General features: G+C 41.0%; 13 protein-coding genes. All 13 read right to left on the bottom strand.

What is annotated here, in order from left to right; all coding sequences use genetic code 11:
* Positions 1 to 742: 742 nt before the first annotated feature.
* The gene (locus tag NSQ94_RS03665) at positions 743 to 1987 is read right to left on the bottom strand and encodes a Zn-dependent hydrolase (protein WP_339230160.1); all 1245 of its coding nucleotides are present in this window, start codon (positions 1985 to 1987) and stop codon (positions 743 to 745) included.
* On the bottom strand, positions 1974 to 3539 hold the full coding sequence (locus tag NSQ94_RS03660; RefSeq protein WP_339230158.1) for an aromatic amino acid ammonia-lyase: 1566 nt from the start codon (positions 3537 to 3539) through the stop codon (positions 1974 to 1976). The genes NSQ94_RS03665 and NSQ94_RS03660 overlap by 14 nt, the downstream gene beginning before the upstream one ends.
* Before the next feature lie 26 nt (positions 3540 to 3565).
* Positions 3566 to 4198, bottom strand: a complete 633-nt coding sequence (locus NSQ94_RS03655) for an ABC transporter permease (protein ID WP_130157402.1) — start codon at positions 4196 to 4198, stop codon at positions 3566 to 3568.
* Between the two features lie 5 nt (positions 4199 to 4203).
* Positions 4204 to 5184: an ABC transporter ATP-binding protein gene (locus NSQ94_RS03650; protein WP_144598159.1), complete on the bottom strand. Its 981-nt coding sequence runs from the start codon at positions 5182 to 5184 to the stop codon at positions 4204 to 4206.
* Positions 5185 to 5233: 49 nt separating this feature from the next.
* A complete protein-coding gene (locus NSQ94_RS03645) occupies positions 5234 to 6154 on the bottom strand; it encodes a glycine betaine ABC transporter substrate-binding protein (protein ID WP_144598160.1) in 921 nt (306 codons plus the stop codon).
* A gap of 70 nt (positions 6155 to 6224) precedes the next feature.
* Positions 6225 to 6869 carry an ABC transporter permease gene (locus tag NSQ94_RS03640; RefSeq protein ID WP_339230155.1) on the bottom strand — a complete coding sequence of 215 codons (645 nt, stop codon included), beginning with the start codon at positions 6867 to 6869 and terminating at the stop codon, positions 6225 to 6227.
* A 41-nt stretch (positions 6870 to 6910) separates the two neighbouring features.
* Positions 6911 to 8149 (bottom strand): Zn-dependent hydrolase, encoded by a 1239-nt coding sequence (locus NSQ94_RS03635; RefSeq protein ID WP_144598161.1) that lies wholly within the window; start codon positions 8147 to 8149, stop codon positions 6911 to 6913.
* Positions 8146 to 9555 (bottom strand): dihydroorotase family protein, encoded by a 1410-nt coding sequence (locus NSQ94_RS03630; protein ID WP_339230153.1) that lies wholly within the window; start codon positions 9553 to 9555, stop codon positions 8146 to 8148. Before NSQ94_RS03630 ends, NSQ94_RS03635 begins: the two co-directional genes overlap by 4 nt.
* A gap of 25 nt (positions 9556 to 9580) precedes the next feature.
* Positions 9581 to 10333 (bottom strand): IclR family transcriptional regulator, encoded by a 753-nt coding sequence (locus tag NSQ94_RS03625; RefSeq protein ID WP_327848678.1) that lies wholly within the window; start codon positions 10331 to 10333, stop codon positions 9581 to 9583.
* Positions 10334 to 10360: 27 nt separating this feature from the next.
* Positions 10361 to 11470 carry a DUF917 domain-containing protein gene (locus NSQ94_RS03620; protein WP_339230151.1) on the bottom strand — a complete coding sequence of 370 codons (1110 nt, stop codon included), beginning with the start codon at positions 11468 to 11470 and terminating at the stop codon, positions 10361 to 10363.
* 31 nt (positions 11471 to 11501) lie between these two features.
* A complete protein-coding gene (locus NSQ94_RS03615; protein WP_339230149.1) occupies positions 11502 to 13142 on the bottom strand; it encodes a urocanate hydratase in 1641 nt (546 codons plus the stop codon).
* Between the two features lie 1005 nt (positions 13143 to 14147).
* Positions 14148 to 14966, bottom strand: a complete 819-nt coding sequence (locus NSQ94_RS03610; protein ID WP_327848651.1) for an alpha/beta hydrolase — start codon at positions 14964 to 14966, stop codon at positions 14148 to 14150.
* A gap of 39 nt (positions 14967 to 15005) precedes the next feature.
* A complete protein-coding gene (locus NSQ94_RS03605; RefSeq protein ID WP_144598166.1) occupies positions 15006 to 15686 on the bottom strand; it encodes an alpha/beta hydrolase-fold protein in 681 nt (226 codons plus the stop codon).
* Positions 15687 to 15744 lie beyond the last annotated feature (58 nt).

Genomic DNA, 15744 nt, shown 5'->3' with positions numbered 1-15744 from the left:
ACGTTTCCAGCAAGCTGACCGTTATTCTCGTTGAAAGCGTTGTGACCAACCTGCCGGAACTGGATTGCAGCAGAAATTTGGCATGTTAAATTACGTATTCATACGCAGAGTAAGATCAAAAAACAACATGGGGGCTGTCTAATAAGTCGATTTTTCCGGCTTATAGACGCCCCTTTGATGTTTTAGAAACGTTGATATATCAATGCTTATGATGTTTCGTTTTCAGTGGATTTTGACTTTCTGGACAGCCCCTTTAAAGGTTTTTGCACCTAGAATAAATCAATTGTGGTAAAGAAGATAGTTTCGAATGATGATGACAAGAGGAAAAAACAAATTATTTTTTAAGGACTCTCAAAAGAAGCTAAATGAGTCCGAGGCACACCGAAGCGAAGATCACCAAGAGCGCAAGTGTTGTATTGACAATCTTATTGAAAAATAATGATAGATCCGCTTCCATAGAAATGTGTTTTTTCTGTTCACCATAAAGCGATGCAATGAACAGCTTCTTCAGGCCGCTTCGCATGGCTGCATGATGTGTTCTCCTTGCATAGCGGCCTCTTTCCATGAACTAAGCGTTGGGGTTCAGAGGCTTTAAGCGGACTGCCAAAGGCGAAGAAGCCGTCAGCCGAGAAGAAAATCTATATACGATTTTTTGCAACTTTAACCAAAATGATATTCTAACTATTTACTCGTCGGCAAAAACCTAAATTGTTAAAAAATCTCTCTAGATCATGTTATCTTTTCATATTTTTTCAGCTTCTGCGATATCTAAAAGAGCGTGCAGCAGTATATTGGCGGCTGCTTCAATATCATCAACATCCGACCACTCTAATGGACTATGGCTGATGCCGTCTTTTGACCGGACAAATACCATTCCGATTTTTGTTAAAGAAGCTAATATCATAGCATCATGGGCCGCTCCGCTTGGCAGCATCAGAAATTTTGTCCCTGTTCGTTTCGCTGCTGTTTGTATCGCTTCGATTAATACAGGAGAGCAGCTAACCGGTTTTAGCTCATGAGTCGCTTCTACTGTAAAAGTCATGCCTTTTGTATTGCAGCATGCAGATAAAAACATTTGGATATCATCTTCCATTTGACAAATAAGCTCCCAAGATAGATGACGAATATCGAAAAATAATTCCACTTCACGCGGAATAACGTTTATACTCCCGGGGAACACGCGGATACTTCCAACGGTTGCTCGCAATCCGTCGCTCTGCTGTGCTTTTTGTTCCACAAAATCAATTAAGCGGGCGGCTACTGTAACTGGATCTTTTCGCATCGCCATTGGTGTCGTTCCTGCATGTCCCTCTTCTCCTCTAATGGTTACCTTTAACCATTTGACACCTACAATGCCAGTAACGATTCCTACAGGTGCTTGTTCACTTTCAAGCACTTTTCCTTGTTCAATATGCAGCTCGAGAAAAGCTTTGAATTCTTCAGAGCAACGTCGCGCACGGTGCACTAATTTCGGATTATATCCACATTGCACCATCGCATCAGCAATGCTTATGCCATTTTCATCCTTATACTGAAACAGCTCTTCTTCTTGCAATTCCCCCGTCAATGCCCGGCTGCCAAGCATTCCGGTTGAGAATCGCACTCCTTCTTCATCAGTAAATGCCGCAACTGAAATGGAATGCCTCGTTTGAATGCCTTGCTCCATCATCGTCTGTAATATTTCTATACCGGCTAATACCCCTAGGGCACCATCAAACATCCCGCCATTTTTCACTGTATCCAAATGGGAGCCAATTAAAATTGACGGCAAAGCAGAATCAGTGCCTACACGTTTTCCGAATAAATTTCCTATTTCATCTTCGTAAATCTCTAAGCCTATTTGTTTCATCAAGTGTACTATGTATTGTTTAGCTTCGCGTTCCTCGTCTGTAAAAGGAAATCTGGTCACGCCTCCATTAGGGTCGTGACCAAATTTACTCAAATCTTTTATATGTTTCATTAATCGCTGTACATTAATCTTGATCATTATGACACCTCATAACGCCCCAACAAATTTCCCCTAATTTGTCTCTTACTGCACGGCAAATTTCTCCTGACTTCAACAACTTGTACATTTTCTCAATATCAACTGACAGGTTTCTGTCAGCATCTAAAAAAGGGACTTCCTGCCTGATCATCTTATATGCCAATTCCGTTCCGTGACCAAGACTTATATCTTTTCTCAAATCAATCGCCTGAGCAGCATGCATCGCTTCTATTCCCAAAATGTAATACAAGTTATCAACTATTTTTGCTGTTTTGTCAACCACTTGAACAGAATTGTTGGCATGATCTTCAATTTCCCCTGATAACGCTATAAAATCAGCATTTATTGGATTAGACAGATGGCGAATTTCTGCGTCAAGCGCCGCAAAGGTTTTTTGAATTGTACTAAAAGCCAATACGTTTTGGCCATTATCAGGAGATAAAAAGCGCGGCAGTCCTGAAAAATTGGGTGATGATAATTTGATCGTACGGAAACAAGATATTTTGGACAAATGTGCAAGAGCCTGTCCAAGCATTTCAATTGCCAGCACCCAAGTCGTTACTTCGTAATTGGAACATGACAATATCCGCTGTTCATCCACCAGAACACATGGATTATCATCGCTTGAATTTAATTGTATGAGCAGATTTTTTTCAGTATAATCGATCGCATCCCTAACAGCGCCGTGCACGGCAAAAGCTCCTCTGAAGCTTAGCGGATCCTGAAGCGGCCGATTTAAGTGCTGCAACGACAAATAGCTTCCCTCAAGACAAGCCTTTATTAATCCGGCACTTGCTAAATTTCCAGGGAAAGGCCGTATTCTTAAAACAGACTCATCTAAAGGGGAAATATTGCCGTTCAACCCTTCGAGAGAAAGAGCAAATACAATGTCGGACAAGTCGATTAATTGTTTAACTTCATTCAGCAGCAGCGATGCCTTGGCTGCAGCAAAAGCATTAGAGCTAGCAATGGCTAAGCCATCTTTCGGACCGAGAACAATTGATTTTATACCCGCCTTCTTCAGCGCCTCGCTTGCATTCATTCTTTTTCCCCGATAAATGACTTCTCCCTCGCCGATCATAGCTAATCCGATATGAGCTAGATTTCCCAAATCCGCTGCCCCAACAGAGGCTCTTTCTGGTATGACCGGATGAATTCCCTCATTTAAAAAGCGTTTGTACATTTGTGCTATTTCCGGCTGTACGCCGGTATAACCTAATAACAATGTATTTAAACGAATGAGCATCGCGGCTCTAACCGTCTTCTCATCTGCTTCCGGCTTTACACCAATACAGTGGGAAAAAATTAAACTTCTATTGAATTGCTCATATTGTTTTTCATGCACCTGACGATCTTTATTAATCCCAACCCCTGTATTAAATCCATAGACAGGGGCATGGACCGAATCCCAATTCAACACTAACTCTCTGGCAGCACGAAGCCGTTCCATAGCCTCCTGGCTGATTTCTACTTCAGCCTTTTGTTCAGCAACTTGAGCAACTTGTTGAATCGTGAGTGACTTACCATCGAGGATAATTGTTTGTTGCCCCATGAAAAACCCTCTCTTTTATGAATGTTTTATAGCTGCCCTTTCGCTTTTAATGCCAAACGGTTCTCAAGTCTTAACAAAATATAGTTCGTTATGAGCGCTAAGGTGGAAACGAGTATAGTCCCAATGATAATCTTATGAGTTGAATTTTGGTAAAGACCTTCAAATAAAAGAACTCCTAAGCCGCCGGCGTTTATCCATGCTGCAATCGTTCCAATGCCAATAATCGCAACAGCTGCAATCCGTACGCCGCCAAGAATAATTGGCAACGCTAGAGGCAACTCTATTTTCCAAAATAAATGAAACCAATTAAGCCCCATTCCCTTACCCGCCTCAATAATCGCTTGATCAATTGATTGAAAACCAACCATTACATTACGCACCAAAATCAGCTGACTGTAAGCGACAAGCGCAAAGATAGCCGGCTTCATGCCCAATCCTAAAAAAGGAATGAGCAAAGCAAAAAATGCCATGCTGGGAATAACATAAATAATTCCCAATATTGACAATACCAGTACAGAAAGACTCTTCCAGCGAGTCAAAAGATAACCTACTGGAAGAGCAAATAATAGGGCAATTGCCAGCGCACCAAACGTCAAGCGAAGGTGATCAAGAAACAGCGCCAAAATAGTGTCATAATAATTAGTAATATAATTTACCATAGGCTTCACCTGCTTACCGAATATAAGGAATCCTGATCCTTTATTTTCAATTGATCCAGACCAATTTGTCCTACAGGTTTGTTTTGATTGTCGACGACAACCACATTGTCTATATCCTTTTTCAGCAACAGAGAAAGAACCGTTTTAAGATTTGTTTCCGTTGAAACTTCCGCACTTTTTTCATGCATTTCCCCTTGCAACGGAACCATTGCTTTTTCTGCATTCAAAAAAGAAAGTAATTGGAAAACATCGTCTGATTTAACAAGTTGGCTGACAAATTCATTAGCTGGGTTCATAAGGATGTTAATCGGCGTATCAAATTGCTGGACTTTTCCTTCATTCATCACAATAATTTTGTCCCCTAGCTTGAGCGCCTCCTCAATATCATGTGTCACAAAAAGAATCGTTTTGCGCATCTTTTTTTGAATTGCCAGCAGTTCATCCTGTAAACTGGAACGGGTAATGGCGTCAATTGCACCAAAAGGTTCATCCATTAATAAAATATCTGGATCACTAGCCATCGCTCTGGCAATCCCCACTCGCTGTTGCTGCCCTCCAGACAATTGTCTTGGATATCGATCTCGAAAATCCTCAGGCGGCAGATGAACAAGCCTTAAAAGAAAGTCTACGCGCTCGTTGATCTTTTCTCCATCCCATTTCAAAATTCTCGGCACTGTTGCTATATTTTCTTTGACAGTCATATGAGGAAACAGACCGATTTGCTGAATGACATATCCTATTTTACGCCTAAGTTGTGTCACTGGAACTTTTGTAATATCTTCTCCTTGAACAAAAATTTTTCCTGATGAAGGCTCATGAATTCTGTTTATCATTTTTAATAATGTCGTCTTTCCTGATCCCGATGTTCCCAAAATGGTGATGAAGCTTCCTTCTTCTATTGATAAGCTAGTTTCATAGACAGAAGGTTTGCTGGCTTTAGGGAACGTCTTGCTCACCTTATCAAACTGAATGATTATGTTTGACACGAAACCACCGCCTTTGAAAGTTCCTGGTTTCACTCGGATTTAGGCATAATTACTTTTTAATAATGCCTTTTTCTTCAAGGAACTCTTTTGCTACTTCAGTGTATTCACGTTTTTGAATATCAACCTCAGCATTCAAATTTTGCACAACCTTATTATTCAAGTGTTTGGAAACTTTATTCAGCACTTCCTCAATTTTCGGATCTTTTTCCAAAGTTTCTTCACGAATGACAGGTGCTACATAATATGGAGGCCAAAACTTTTTGTCGTCCTCAAGCAGTACCAATTCCTCATTAGTCAAATCGCCGTCAGTCGTAAATCCAACTGTCACATCCGCTTCATCATTAAGGATTACGCGATATTTAATTCCGTAGTCAAATAATTGCACCGATTTAAACTGAAACCCGCCGTAAAATTTTTGCAAACCTTTTAAACCGTCATCGCGTTCTTCAAATTCTGGAACAGCCGCCAGTCTTAATTTTGGAGCGACTTCCGCCAATTTCGACAAAGTCGTTACTCCGTACTTTTCTGCTACTTTTTTTGTCGTGACTAAAGCTTGGGAATTGTTTACATCTGTTGGTTCTAGCCAAACAAGATTAAACTTCTCTTTATATTTTTGGGATACAAGATCATATACTTTTTGCGGATCAGACATAGGTTTTTCTTGTAAAACATTGATTAGCCCTGTACCCGTATATTCCGGATACATATCAATTTCTCCCTCTTTCAATGCTGTATGAGCAACCATTGTACCGCCTAAATTTAATTTTCTTTCAACTTTATAACCAGCTTCCTCCAAAGCTAGAGAATAAATCTCTCCTAAAATAAGCGATTCTGTAAAGTTTTTCGATCCAACTTTGATAGTCGTCTCATTTTTATCACTTGTGTTTTCTGATTCTTTTTGACCGCCGCAAGCAGCCGTGGATATTAGTAAAACGACTAAAGTAAATAAAAGAATAAGTCTTTTTTTCATGATAATTCCTCCTATTTTCATAACAGAAAGTAAAATACATAGTATTCAGATCAATCAACTTACGTTTCCTCTAATCCCTTTGATAGCGCGTGACCAAACGCTCTACAGCTGCGAAGCAAACTTCGGAACAGATAGCCAAAAAAGCAACTGGCAATGCTCCGACTAGCAACAGAGGAATGTTATACATTCCCATTCCGTTAACAATGAATGTTCCTAATCCTCCGCCTCCAATAAAGGCAGCTAAGGTTGCGCTAGCAATAATCTCTACTGCAGCTGTTCGACAGCCAGCAATGATGACTGGAAGAGCGAGAGGAATTTCTATTTTGGTCAAAATTTGTTTGCTGTCCATCCCCATACCAGACGCAGCTTCAATAATGGAAGAATCAATTCCTCGAAATCCTAAAAAGGTATTGATCGTAATCGGCGGACATGCCAGAATGATCAAAGCGATTAATGCAGGATAAAATCCCATTCCCATGATTGGCAATATGATCACAATAATAGCCAAGCTAGGAATAACTCGTAAAGAATTGAATACATTCATAATCAATCCTGAAAACTTTGGCTTTTTGGCACATACGATCCCCAATGGAATACAAATTAACATTGATATCAATAACGCGATAAAACTAAGCCCCAAATGAACCTGCAAAGCCTCCAAAAAACGATCTGAATTTTCAAAAATATAGGTCACGGTGTCTTTTAAGTACTCCATCCCTATCCACACTTTCGTTTTTTCATTTTTTTACCGGCATTTTAGTCCAGCTGCTGGTCAAACAGCAGCAACGCCTTCAACAATGCTTGCACACCTAAAGCGACATCTTCATAATCAGTCCATTCTTCAGGACAGTGGCTTCTGCCGTTTTTACTCGGCACAAAGATCATACCGATTGGAGCAATACGAGCTATTTGATTGGCATCATGGCCGGCACCGCTCGATAAAAACATCGTGGGTGCCACCTCTTTGCATGCCTGCTCAATTACACTGCGGACATTATTTTGTACAAGAATCGGTTCTGATTGTGACAAGCAGTCAAATTGAACAGAAACCCCGCGTCGCTTTGAAATTTGCAAGGCAGCATGATGGAGCTGAGTTATGATCATGTCTTGAATATCTTTATCCAACGAGCGAATCTCTAGTTCGCAAGTCACCTTTCCTGGTATGACATTCGCTGCATTCGGTTCATTCATGAGTTTTCCAACGGTTCCTACAACTTCTTCCGTGTAGGTTTCCTGGCAAAGCTGTTCGAAACAAAGAATGATCTCAGCAGCTGCAGTAAGCGCATCTTTTCTTAGGTTCATAGGTGTTGTTCCAGCATGATTCGGTTCCCCTTCAACAGTGAGGCGATAACGCTGAATACCTGCAATGCCTCGAACAACACCAAGCTGATGGTTTGTCTGCTCAAGCACCGGACCTTGTTCAATGTGCAATTCTAAATATAGAGCTACATCTCCCGGTTTACGCGCTTCAAGCGTCAATCGCTCTGGATTTCCTCCAGATCTCTTTAATGCTTCCCGCAGAGTAATTCCTTGCAAATCTTTCCTAAGCAGCATTGTTTCCGGCAAATTATTCACCATTCCTCGACTGCCGATCGTTGAAATGCCAAACTCACTTGGTTCTTCCGCTGTAAAATCAACCACTTGCAACGGATGACGCAGCTGTATCCCATTTTCTTTAAGCAAACGAACAATCTCTAGACCGGCGACAACCCCGATGATGCCGTCAAATCTTCCGCCGCCTTTGACGGTATCAATATGAGAACCGATCATGATGACAGGAAGATGCTTTTCTTTTCCGGGAAGAGTTCCAATCACATTGGCTGCGGCATCAACATTAACCTCTAAATTTAATGATTTCATTTTATCCTTGAGCCAGCCCCTTGCCTCTTCGTAAAACGGTGTAAAGGCCCTTCTTGTCCAACCAATCTGACTTTTGTCGACAAAATTAGCCAAAGCTTCAATATCTTCTTTCAAACGCTCAGTATTGACTCTCATTGAACAGAGCACCTCACTGTATCGCTTTGCAATGATTTTTTAACCGCATCGTGCTCTGCGTGGATGAACTTGCCATCACCTGGATTTCCGATGACTTTTCCATCATATACAAGCTTTCCTCTTACAAATGTGTTAATAATTTTCCCTTGAACAGTAAAACCATGATAAGGACTCCATCCGGCATGAGAGTGCAACTCAGACTCATTTAATACCCAGCTTTGGTTGGGATCTAATACCACTAAATCAGCATCCATCCCTTCCTCTATCCTTCCTTTACAGTGCGATAAACCAAACGTCTTGGCTGGATTCTCACTAAGTAGATGGACAAGTGTAAGCATAGATATTCTTCCTTTTGCAACCCCTTCGCTGTAAAGCAGCGGCAACAGCGTTTCAACTCCCGGGGCCCCTGATGAGTTTTGGAAAATATCCGCATGATTTTTTCGGTCAATCGTCCAAGGAGCGTGATCTGAAGTGACCAAATCGATCATTCCTTGTGAAAGCTGAATCCATAATTGTTCCACATCTTCCTTTGTCCGCAACGGCGGATTTATTTTTCCCCTTGCGTGCAAGGAAGGCATATCTTCTTCGGATAAAATCAAATAGTGAGTGCACGTCTCTGCGGTCACTTTAGTGCCTTGTTGGCGGAACCATTGAACCAGCTCAAAAATGCGCGGAAACGTACAGTGATATATGTGTAAGTGAACTCCAGTCCAGTAAGCTAGTTCTAACGCCGTTAAAACCGCGGTAGACTCTGCGACTTTCGGACGACTCCAGCAATGAGCGCGTGGGTCTGTCTCTCCTTTTTGTTTGTATTTTTCTATATATTTTCTAACAATTTCGTCCGTTTCTGCATGAACACCAACTGGACAACCGGTTTTCGCTATGAGAGAAAAAGCTTCCAACAGCTCACCGTCATCAATGCGTGGAAAACGGACGGAATCCGTATTAAACATAGAAACTTTGAAGCCGCATGCTCCTTCTTCAGCAAGAAGAGGAATTTGATCAAGCCCGTTTTTCGGTTTAATCGTTGCCAGCATCGCTACATCCACTACTGCCTCTTTGGACAGCTTTTGTTTTTTTGCGGCATATCTTTCTTTTGTGCATATAAGTTGATCAGCATCATATGGCATTTCGATAATCGTGGTTACTCCCCCTGCAGCAGCAGAGCGGGTGGCGGCTGCAAAGCCTTCTGTCAAAGCGCTGTAGCTATGAACATGAGCGTCAATCGCTCCTGGAAGAACATATTTTCCATGAGCTTTCAAAACTTTATGTGATCTCCGTTCATGGCTGATTTTAGAAACAGATGCGATCTTTCCATCTTTGATAGCAACTGAACCATTATATAGCACCCGATCAGGGAGCACGATATTTCCCTCAATTACGAGATCATACACTTTCTGCTCCATTTGCACTCCCTCTTCCTGACCATGATCAAAAAGTAGCTGTTTCGATAAATTTTTGCGATACTTGATGAGCAGCATCCGTTATTACACTAACGATGTTCTCTCTTGCTTCTAAGTCAATCCGTTCAGCAGGCCCTGCGACAGTCAAACTCGCTACAACTCGTCCCTGGTAATTGAAGATAGGCGCTGAAATTCCGCAAATGTCCGAATCTACTTCTCCTATCGTTATACAGTACCCTTGCTTCCTAATTTTTTCTAATTCAGAAATGAGCTGCTTCTTCTCCTGTTCACTCGAAAGTTTTTGCAATACTTGTTCTACTATTTTTTCATTTTCATATGCGAGAATAATTTTTCCAGATGCCCCCCGATGAAGAGGCAGCAATCTTCCATTCTCAATGGCAAATCGAATTAAGCGCGAGCTTGCGATACTTTCTATACAAATTACTTCAATCCCTGAACGAACTGCTAGAATCGATGTTTCATTCGTTTTCTCAGTAATTTTCTCCATTATCGGACGTGCAATTACGTTTAAATAACGATCCATTTGTTGCGTTAGACTGCGGGCTAATTCTAGAATGCGTAACCCAAGAGTTATTTGTCCTTTAGATTTCCTCTCAATAATTCCGTTATTCTCTAACGTTTGCAATAAACGATAGACAGTGCTCTCCGGAATTGAGGCTCGTTGAGCAATTTCACTGACAGATAATGGTGTTTCTGCTTCTCCTAGGACAAATAAAATGTCTAACGCTTTTTTTAACGTTTGCGAACCATTTAGCGACATTCACTACACCTTCCAGCTGGCTTTGTCTTAACTCTCATCAGTTGCCAAAGCATAATCAGCAATGCTGATACCTAATGCTTGCTCAACCTCTGGGTAAACTAAAGGATCCTTCACACTAGAACTCAATGGAATATTTGATTTGTTAATGCTAAATACAATGATGTCCATTCCTTCTTCTACATGTCCAACGCTGACAGGTTCCCCTGTATTTGGATTGAGTGTTGTAATGACGTCTGGATATGTTGTCAACCTGTTGCCTCTTTCGTCATCTACAGCCATATACTCATTCATGACATGAAGGGTGAGTTTTTTCCCCTCTCCTTCAACCAAAATTGTACCGATATCAAAGGCGCCTTTGTAATGGACATCTTTTTTGACCACTTTTCCGCTTCCTACAATATATCCTTTTGTCGTCTGACAAATCGTTTCTATTACCGCTTCAGCACCCTTCGGTTCCGCATTCATAATCGCGTACCCAAGCTCTAACGCTCGGCTTATGCCGCCGATAGCCGCATGCTGCTTCACATAACTAGCAGGTATAGGATGCCGCGCGCAAGCGATAAATCCTCCAGACATATCTGATGCTGTCCGCAAAATATTTGATGTTTTCGCAGGCGTCCCTTTGACTACTAACTCAATGTACGATCCAGTTTCTGGTTTTCCTCCGGCAACGGCCTGCACCGTTTCAAAATCCAAACGTCCAGCAAGCCCCATTGCCCCCATCTTACCAGTCGGATGAGCACGCATATCCCCAGTAGCATCAACCACAACCAAATCAAGTGCTGCGGCTGGAAGCCAACCATTAATGCTGCTGGACATTCCGTTTTGCGGGGTCATCAAACCGACAACTTTTCCATTATAGTTTTCTTGTACAAGCTGCACTGCTTTTATATAATCTTTTCCAAGCATTTGCCAATCAGTTGTTCCCGCTGGAGCACCGATGGCAGTTGCAGTGACAATAATGTCATCATCCTGCAATTCATCGACAGAAACTAACTTCGGCTTTCCTACTGCAATGGCCGCCATGCCAATTTCCAGACCATGATCAACCCAACCGCCGCCGCCGGAAGCAAAGACTGATCCTCCTTTTACAGCGGCCAATACGTCGTCTTTCGTTAATTGACGCACAACCATCATTCCTCCTAATCTATTTATCTGTTGCTGATCACTACTTTATGTCAATTCTCCGCAATCCTTTTTTCTCAACCTCATCCAATGCTTCTTCATATCCTGCATCAGCATAACGTAAAACACCGAGTCCTGTATCATTATCAAGCGTAAGATTTAATCTTATGCTTGCTTGCTCAGTACCGTCGGCTACTATCGTTACACCGGCGCTTGTCATATAACCGGTATAGCCACCTCCGCCTGAATGAATAGCGACTAAATCCGCCATTGAAGAGCAATTCAGCATAGCGTTCAGAAGCGGCCAATCGGCAATTGCATCACTTCCATCTTTCATTCGTTCCGTCATAATATTCGGGTGAGCCATCGATGCAGCATCGAGATGGTCACGAGTAAATGCAATCGGACCGCTCAATTGGCCTTTTTGCACCATTTCATTGACTGCTGTTGCCAGTTTTGTACGATCTCCGTGGCCAAACCAACCGATACGCGCCGGCAATCCTTGAAATGGAACATACTCTTTGGCCAGCCTAATCCAAATGGTCGCAATTTCATTGTCAGGAAAGTGTTCAAGAATATAGTCATCTATTTTGTAAATGTCTTCTGGATCCCCCGACAAAGCAATCCAACGAAATGGTCCAATTGCTCGACTAAATAATGGACGTAAAAATGCTTCGGTGAAAATGTCAATTTCGAACGCATCATGAACACCTTCTTGTGATGCCTGTGTCCGGATGTTATTCCCGTTATCAAAAACAATGGCGCCGCGCCGCTTAAATTCCAGCATAGCCCGAACTTCTTTTGCTATAGATTTGCGAGCATCAGCAGCCAGCTTTTTCGGGTTTAGCTTTCTTGCTTCATGTACTTCCTCGATCGTATAGTTTTCCGGGATATAGCCATACACAAGATCGTGAGCGGATGTTTGATCAGTCACAATATCAGGGATGATTCCCCGTTTTAAAATTTCCGGATAAACTTGGGCGGCATTGCCAACCAATCCAACAGATAAACTCTTTTTATCTCTTTTCGCTTGCTCAATCCATTGCAGCGCTTCATCCAAACTGTGTGTTTTCTTTTGCAAATATCCTGTTTCTATTCGTCTATCAATTCGATCTTCATCCACTTCTACACACAAGATGGCTGCGTTGGCCATTACACCTGCGAGCGGCTGTGCACCTCCCATTCCTCCTAAACCAGCCGTTAAAATAAAGCGGCCAGCCAAACTGCCGTGAAAATACTTGCGAGCAATAGTGGCGAATATTTCATAAGTTCCTTGAATAACCCCTTGAGAACCGATATACTGCCAGGCTCCAGCCGTTAAACCTCCCCAGGCAATCAATCCTTTCTCTTGAAGTTCATAGAAATTTTCGCTATTTGCCCATTTCCCTACTAAATTACAGTTCGCCATAACGACTAGCGGAGCATAAGCATGTGTCTTGAAAATACCAATCGGTTTACCAGACTGAATTACTAAAGTTTCATCTTCCTCTAAATTTTTTAATGCCTCGACAATCGCTTGATATGATCCCCTATTTCGAGCGGCTTTTCCTAATGCGGCATATACGACAAGCTCTTTAGGATTTTCCCCATTCTCTAGCACATTTTCTAATAATCGCAATAGGGCTTCCTGCCGCCATCCTTTACAACGAAGCTGGGGACCCCTTGCAGCTCGTATGGCTTCCATTTTCATCCCCCCTTACTTCATTTGAAACTCGATAATTATCAATAATTGATAATTAATTTTCATTTTTTAATAATATAACAACAAATACCCATAAAATCAATAGAAATTATAATAATTATTATAGAAATATTTTAAAGCCGACAGGCTCAAATTGAGAAATAGATTTTTAAAAAAATCATTATGGAAAATAAGATTACAGCCTCTTGTTGTTGTTAAGAAAACCTAATCAATTGAAAACTATGAATTTATTAAAAACTCTGTTGTTGCTTGAACCCATTAGAGTAACACTAGTTAATTCAGAGTTTGTAATTTATTTTTCTTTCCAAATGTTAAAAGCGCACTGTACCGTTTTTGACATCATATTTTCTTAATCTCAACTGATGTAAACACATATGGAAATGGAAATAGATGAGACTAATCGCTCTGCGTATATTTGGGGTATATTGCAGAGACACTGCAAAAGGGAATCTCGCTTATCTACAAATTCATATATCGAACGGAGATTAAAATTTTATTAAAGAATCAAAGCTTCTCTCTTACTTAAATTAACTGCTCAGCCTGTATTGAGTTTTTTAGATAAATTAAAACGCCGGACTTCGAATGCTCTAGCCAAACTGCCATAGGCAGAGGGCGGTCAGCAAACGAAACCCGGCGCGGGCTTAAAAACAAAAAGATTCTATTTTAAATTCAGAATTAACCAGTAAGCGACGAATGATTTTTGTTTAAGGAAAGGAATTTTCGATAGGACGTACTGTAAGGCGTACTATAAAAAAGTTTAAAATGAGCTGGTTCATCACAAAAAATACATTCATGCTCCCAATATTTCTGCGATAATTTTTGTACGTGCGGTGTGTTGAGTAAGTTTATTCCGTTCTTAATATGTTTTTTACAAACGGTGATCATCAGCATCCCCTCGCTAAATTAAACGAATTCTGATTACGTTAAGAAAAGAAAAAATGGTTTTTGCACATATTGAAAGCAGGAAGCAGTACGTAAAAAATCCGCTTATTTATTCAAAAATTCTATTACTTGACCTGCAAAAAATTCTGTTTTTTCGATTTGCACCCAATGGCCGCAATTTGGAAAGACATGAAGTCGGGCGTCAGGAACAATTTGAGATAATTTCCAGCTTGTTTTGTCCAATGGGATCACCCGGTCTTCTCTTCCGTGAATGAGTAAAACCGGAATTTCTATTGCCCGCAATTGTTCCTCTGTAAGCGCCAAAGCATTCACATGTTTTTGTCTAGGCGGCGGAAACATGGCGGAATACGATTCTTGAAAACCTTCCTGAATGCTAGCTTCATAGCGCATTTTGACCAGGTTGTCATTTTCCCCCATGCTTGGATCATTTGACATAATGCCAATGATTTTTTTCATATTTTCAATGCTCGGCGTATATCCCCAAACGGCATCAAGTTCCTCTGTAATTGGAAATTCAATCCCTGCGCTTCCCATCAAAATTAACTTCTTAACAAGATCAGGGCGACGATTTGCAATATGCAGAGCTAAAGCTCCACCCATGGAATTTCCAATGATTGAAACCTTCTCAAGATTCATCGTCTCGACAAAGTTAATCATGTGTTCGACCCATACATTCACGGAATATTGAATATCTTTCGGCCTTTCCGTATAACCAAATCCTACGACATCTGGGGCATAAAGATGAAAATGCTGGGAAAGGAGCGGAAATACTAAACGCCAATTAGCCCATGCAGAAACCCCGGGACCAGAGCCATGAATAAGAAGAAGGGGTTCTCCTTTCCCGTCCTCGTGATAATGTGTTTTGATTCCTTTCACATCAGCATACTTTCCCGTTTCTATCATAATCAACCTCCCCCAATATTATTAAATCGATGCCTTTTATCATGCGAGATTTGTCGTCTTATTTTGACCGTAGTTGTAAGCATCCTGACGCAGCCATGAAACGATGTCTCGTTGATTGTCTTGCGATATTTCATGTCCAGCCGGATAAATGGTATACTTCACAGAAGCTGCATGTTTGCGCAAATAATCATAGTTTTCCTGTCCAATGTTTAAAGGAAAAATATGATCTGATTCTCCTTGAGTTAAAAACACAGACAACCGCTCGATAGACTTCAATGGATATTCTTCCTTCACAAACGATGGTATATATCCATTCATTGCAACAATCCCTTTTATTTTTTCGCCCAATATTAAAGCGAGTGTCATACTTAAGATTGCTCCTTGGCTAAAACCAATCAAATATACTTTGTCAGAATCAATCGGATATTTTTTTAGTGCAGCTTCAATAAAGTTCTTTAATTTATTTACACTAATATCGAACAATTTTCGTTCTGGATTTCCATATTCTTTCAAATAATAATATGCATATCCATCTTCATATGGAAGATCACCTCTAATGCCTATTAAAATAAATTCCTCTTTTAAATCTTCCACTAATGAAAGCATGTATTGTTCGTCATACCCTATGCCGTGCAATGCGAAAACAACAGGATACTTCTTTCCCTCTTCTGCGGTTGAAGGGAGGTGAATTTCATATTCATATGACAAGATATTATTCATCAAAATTCCTCCTTAAATATGGAATGTTATTTTATAGATGAAATCTCATATACCGCCA

It is taken from the genome of Aeribacillus sp. FSL K6-2833 (genome assembly GCF_037965815.1).
Lineage (GTDB): Bacteria > Bacillota > Bacilli > Bacillales > Aeribacillaceae > Aeribacillus > Aeribacillus composti.
The sequence above is the reverse complement of the archived record's forward strand: the minus strand, read 5'-3'. Positions and strand labels throughout refer to the sequence as shown.

What these genes read in the sequence shown, in the direction of transcription:
- NSQ94_RS03655 (WP_130157402.1), bottom strand. Translation starts at nt 4,198, where the DNA reads ATGGTAAATTATATTACTAATTATTATGACACTATTTTGGCGCTGTTT.
- NSQ94_RS03605 (WP_144598166.1), bottom strand. Translation starts at nt 15,686, where the DNA reads ATGAATAATATCTTGTCATATGAATATGAAATTCACCTCCCTTCAACC.
- NSQ94_RS03660 (WP_339230158.1), bottom strand. Translation starts at nt 3,539, where the DNA reads ATGGGGCAACAAACAATTATCCTCGATGGTAAGTCACTCACGATTCAA.
- NSQ94_RS03630 (WP_339230153.1), bottom strand. Translation starts at nt 9,555, where the DNA reads ATGGAGCAGAAAGTGTATGATCTCGTAATTGAGGGAAATATCGTGCTC.
- NSQ94_RS03665 (WP_339230160.1), bottom strand. Translation starts at nt 1,987, where the DNA reads ATGATCAAGATTAATGTACAGCGATTAATGAAACATATAAAAGATTTG.
- NSQ94_RS03620 (WP_339230151.1), bottom strand. Translation starts at nt 11,470, where the DNA reads ATGATGGTTGTGCGTCAATTAACGAAAGACGACGTATTGGCCGCTGTA.
- NSQ94_RS03615 (WP_339230149.1), bottom strand. Translation starts at nt 13,142, where the DNA reads ATGGAAGCCATACGAGCTGCAAGGGGTCCCCAGCTTCGTTGTAAAGGA.
- NSQ94_RS03610 (WP_327848651.1), bottom strand. Translation starts at nt 14,966, where the DNA reads ATGATAGAAACGGGAAAGTATGCTGATGTGAAAGGAATCAAAACACAT.
- NSQ94_RS03645 (WP_144598160.1), bottom strand. Translation starts at nt 6,154, where the DNA reads ATGAAAAAAAGACTTATTCTTTTATTTACTTTAGTCGTTTTACTAATA.
- NSQ94_RS03640 (WP_339230155.1), bottom strand. Translation starts at nt 6,869, where the DNA reads ATGGAGTACTTAAAAGACACCGTGACCTATATTTTTGAAAATTCAGAT.
- NSQ94_RS03625 (WP_327848678.1), bottom strand. Translation starts at nt 10,333, where the DNA reads ATGTCGCTAAATGGTTCGCAAACGTTAAAAAAAGCGTTAGACATTTTA.
- NSQ94_RS03635 (WP_144598161.1), bottom strand. Translation starts at nt 8,149, where the DNA reads ATGAGAGTCAATACTGAGCGTTTGAAAGAAGATATTGAAGCTTTGGCT.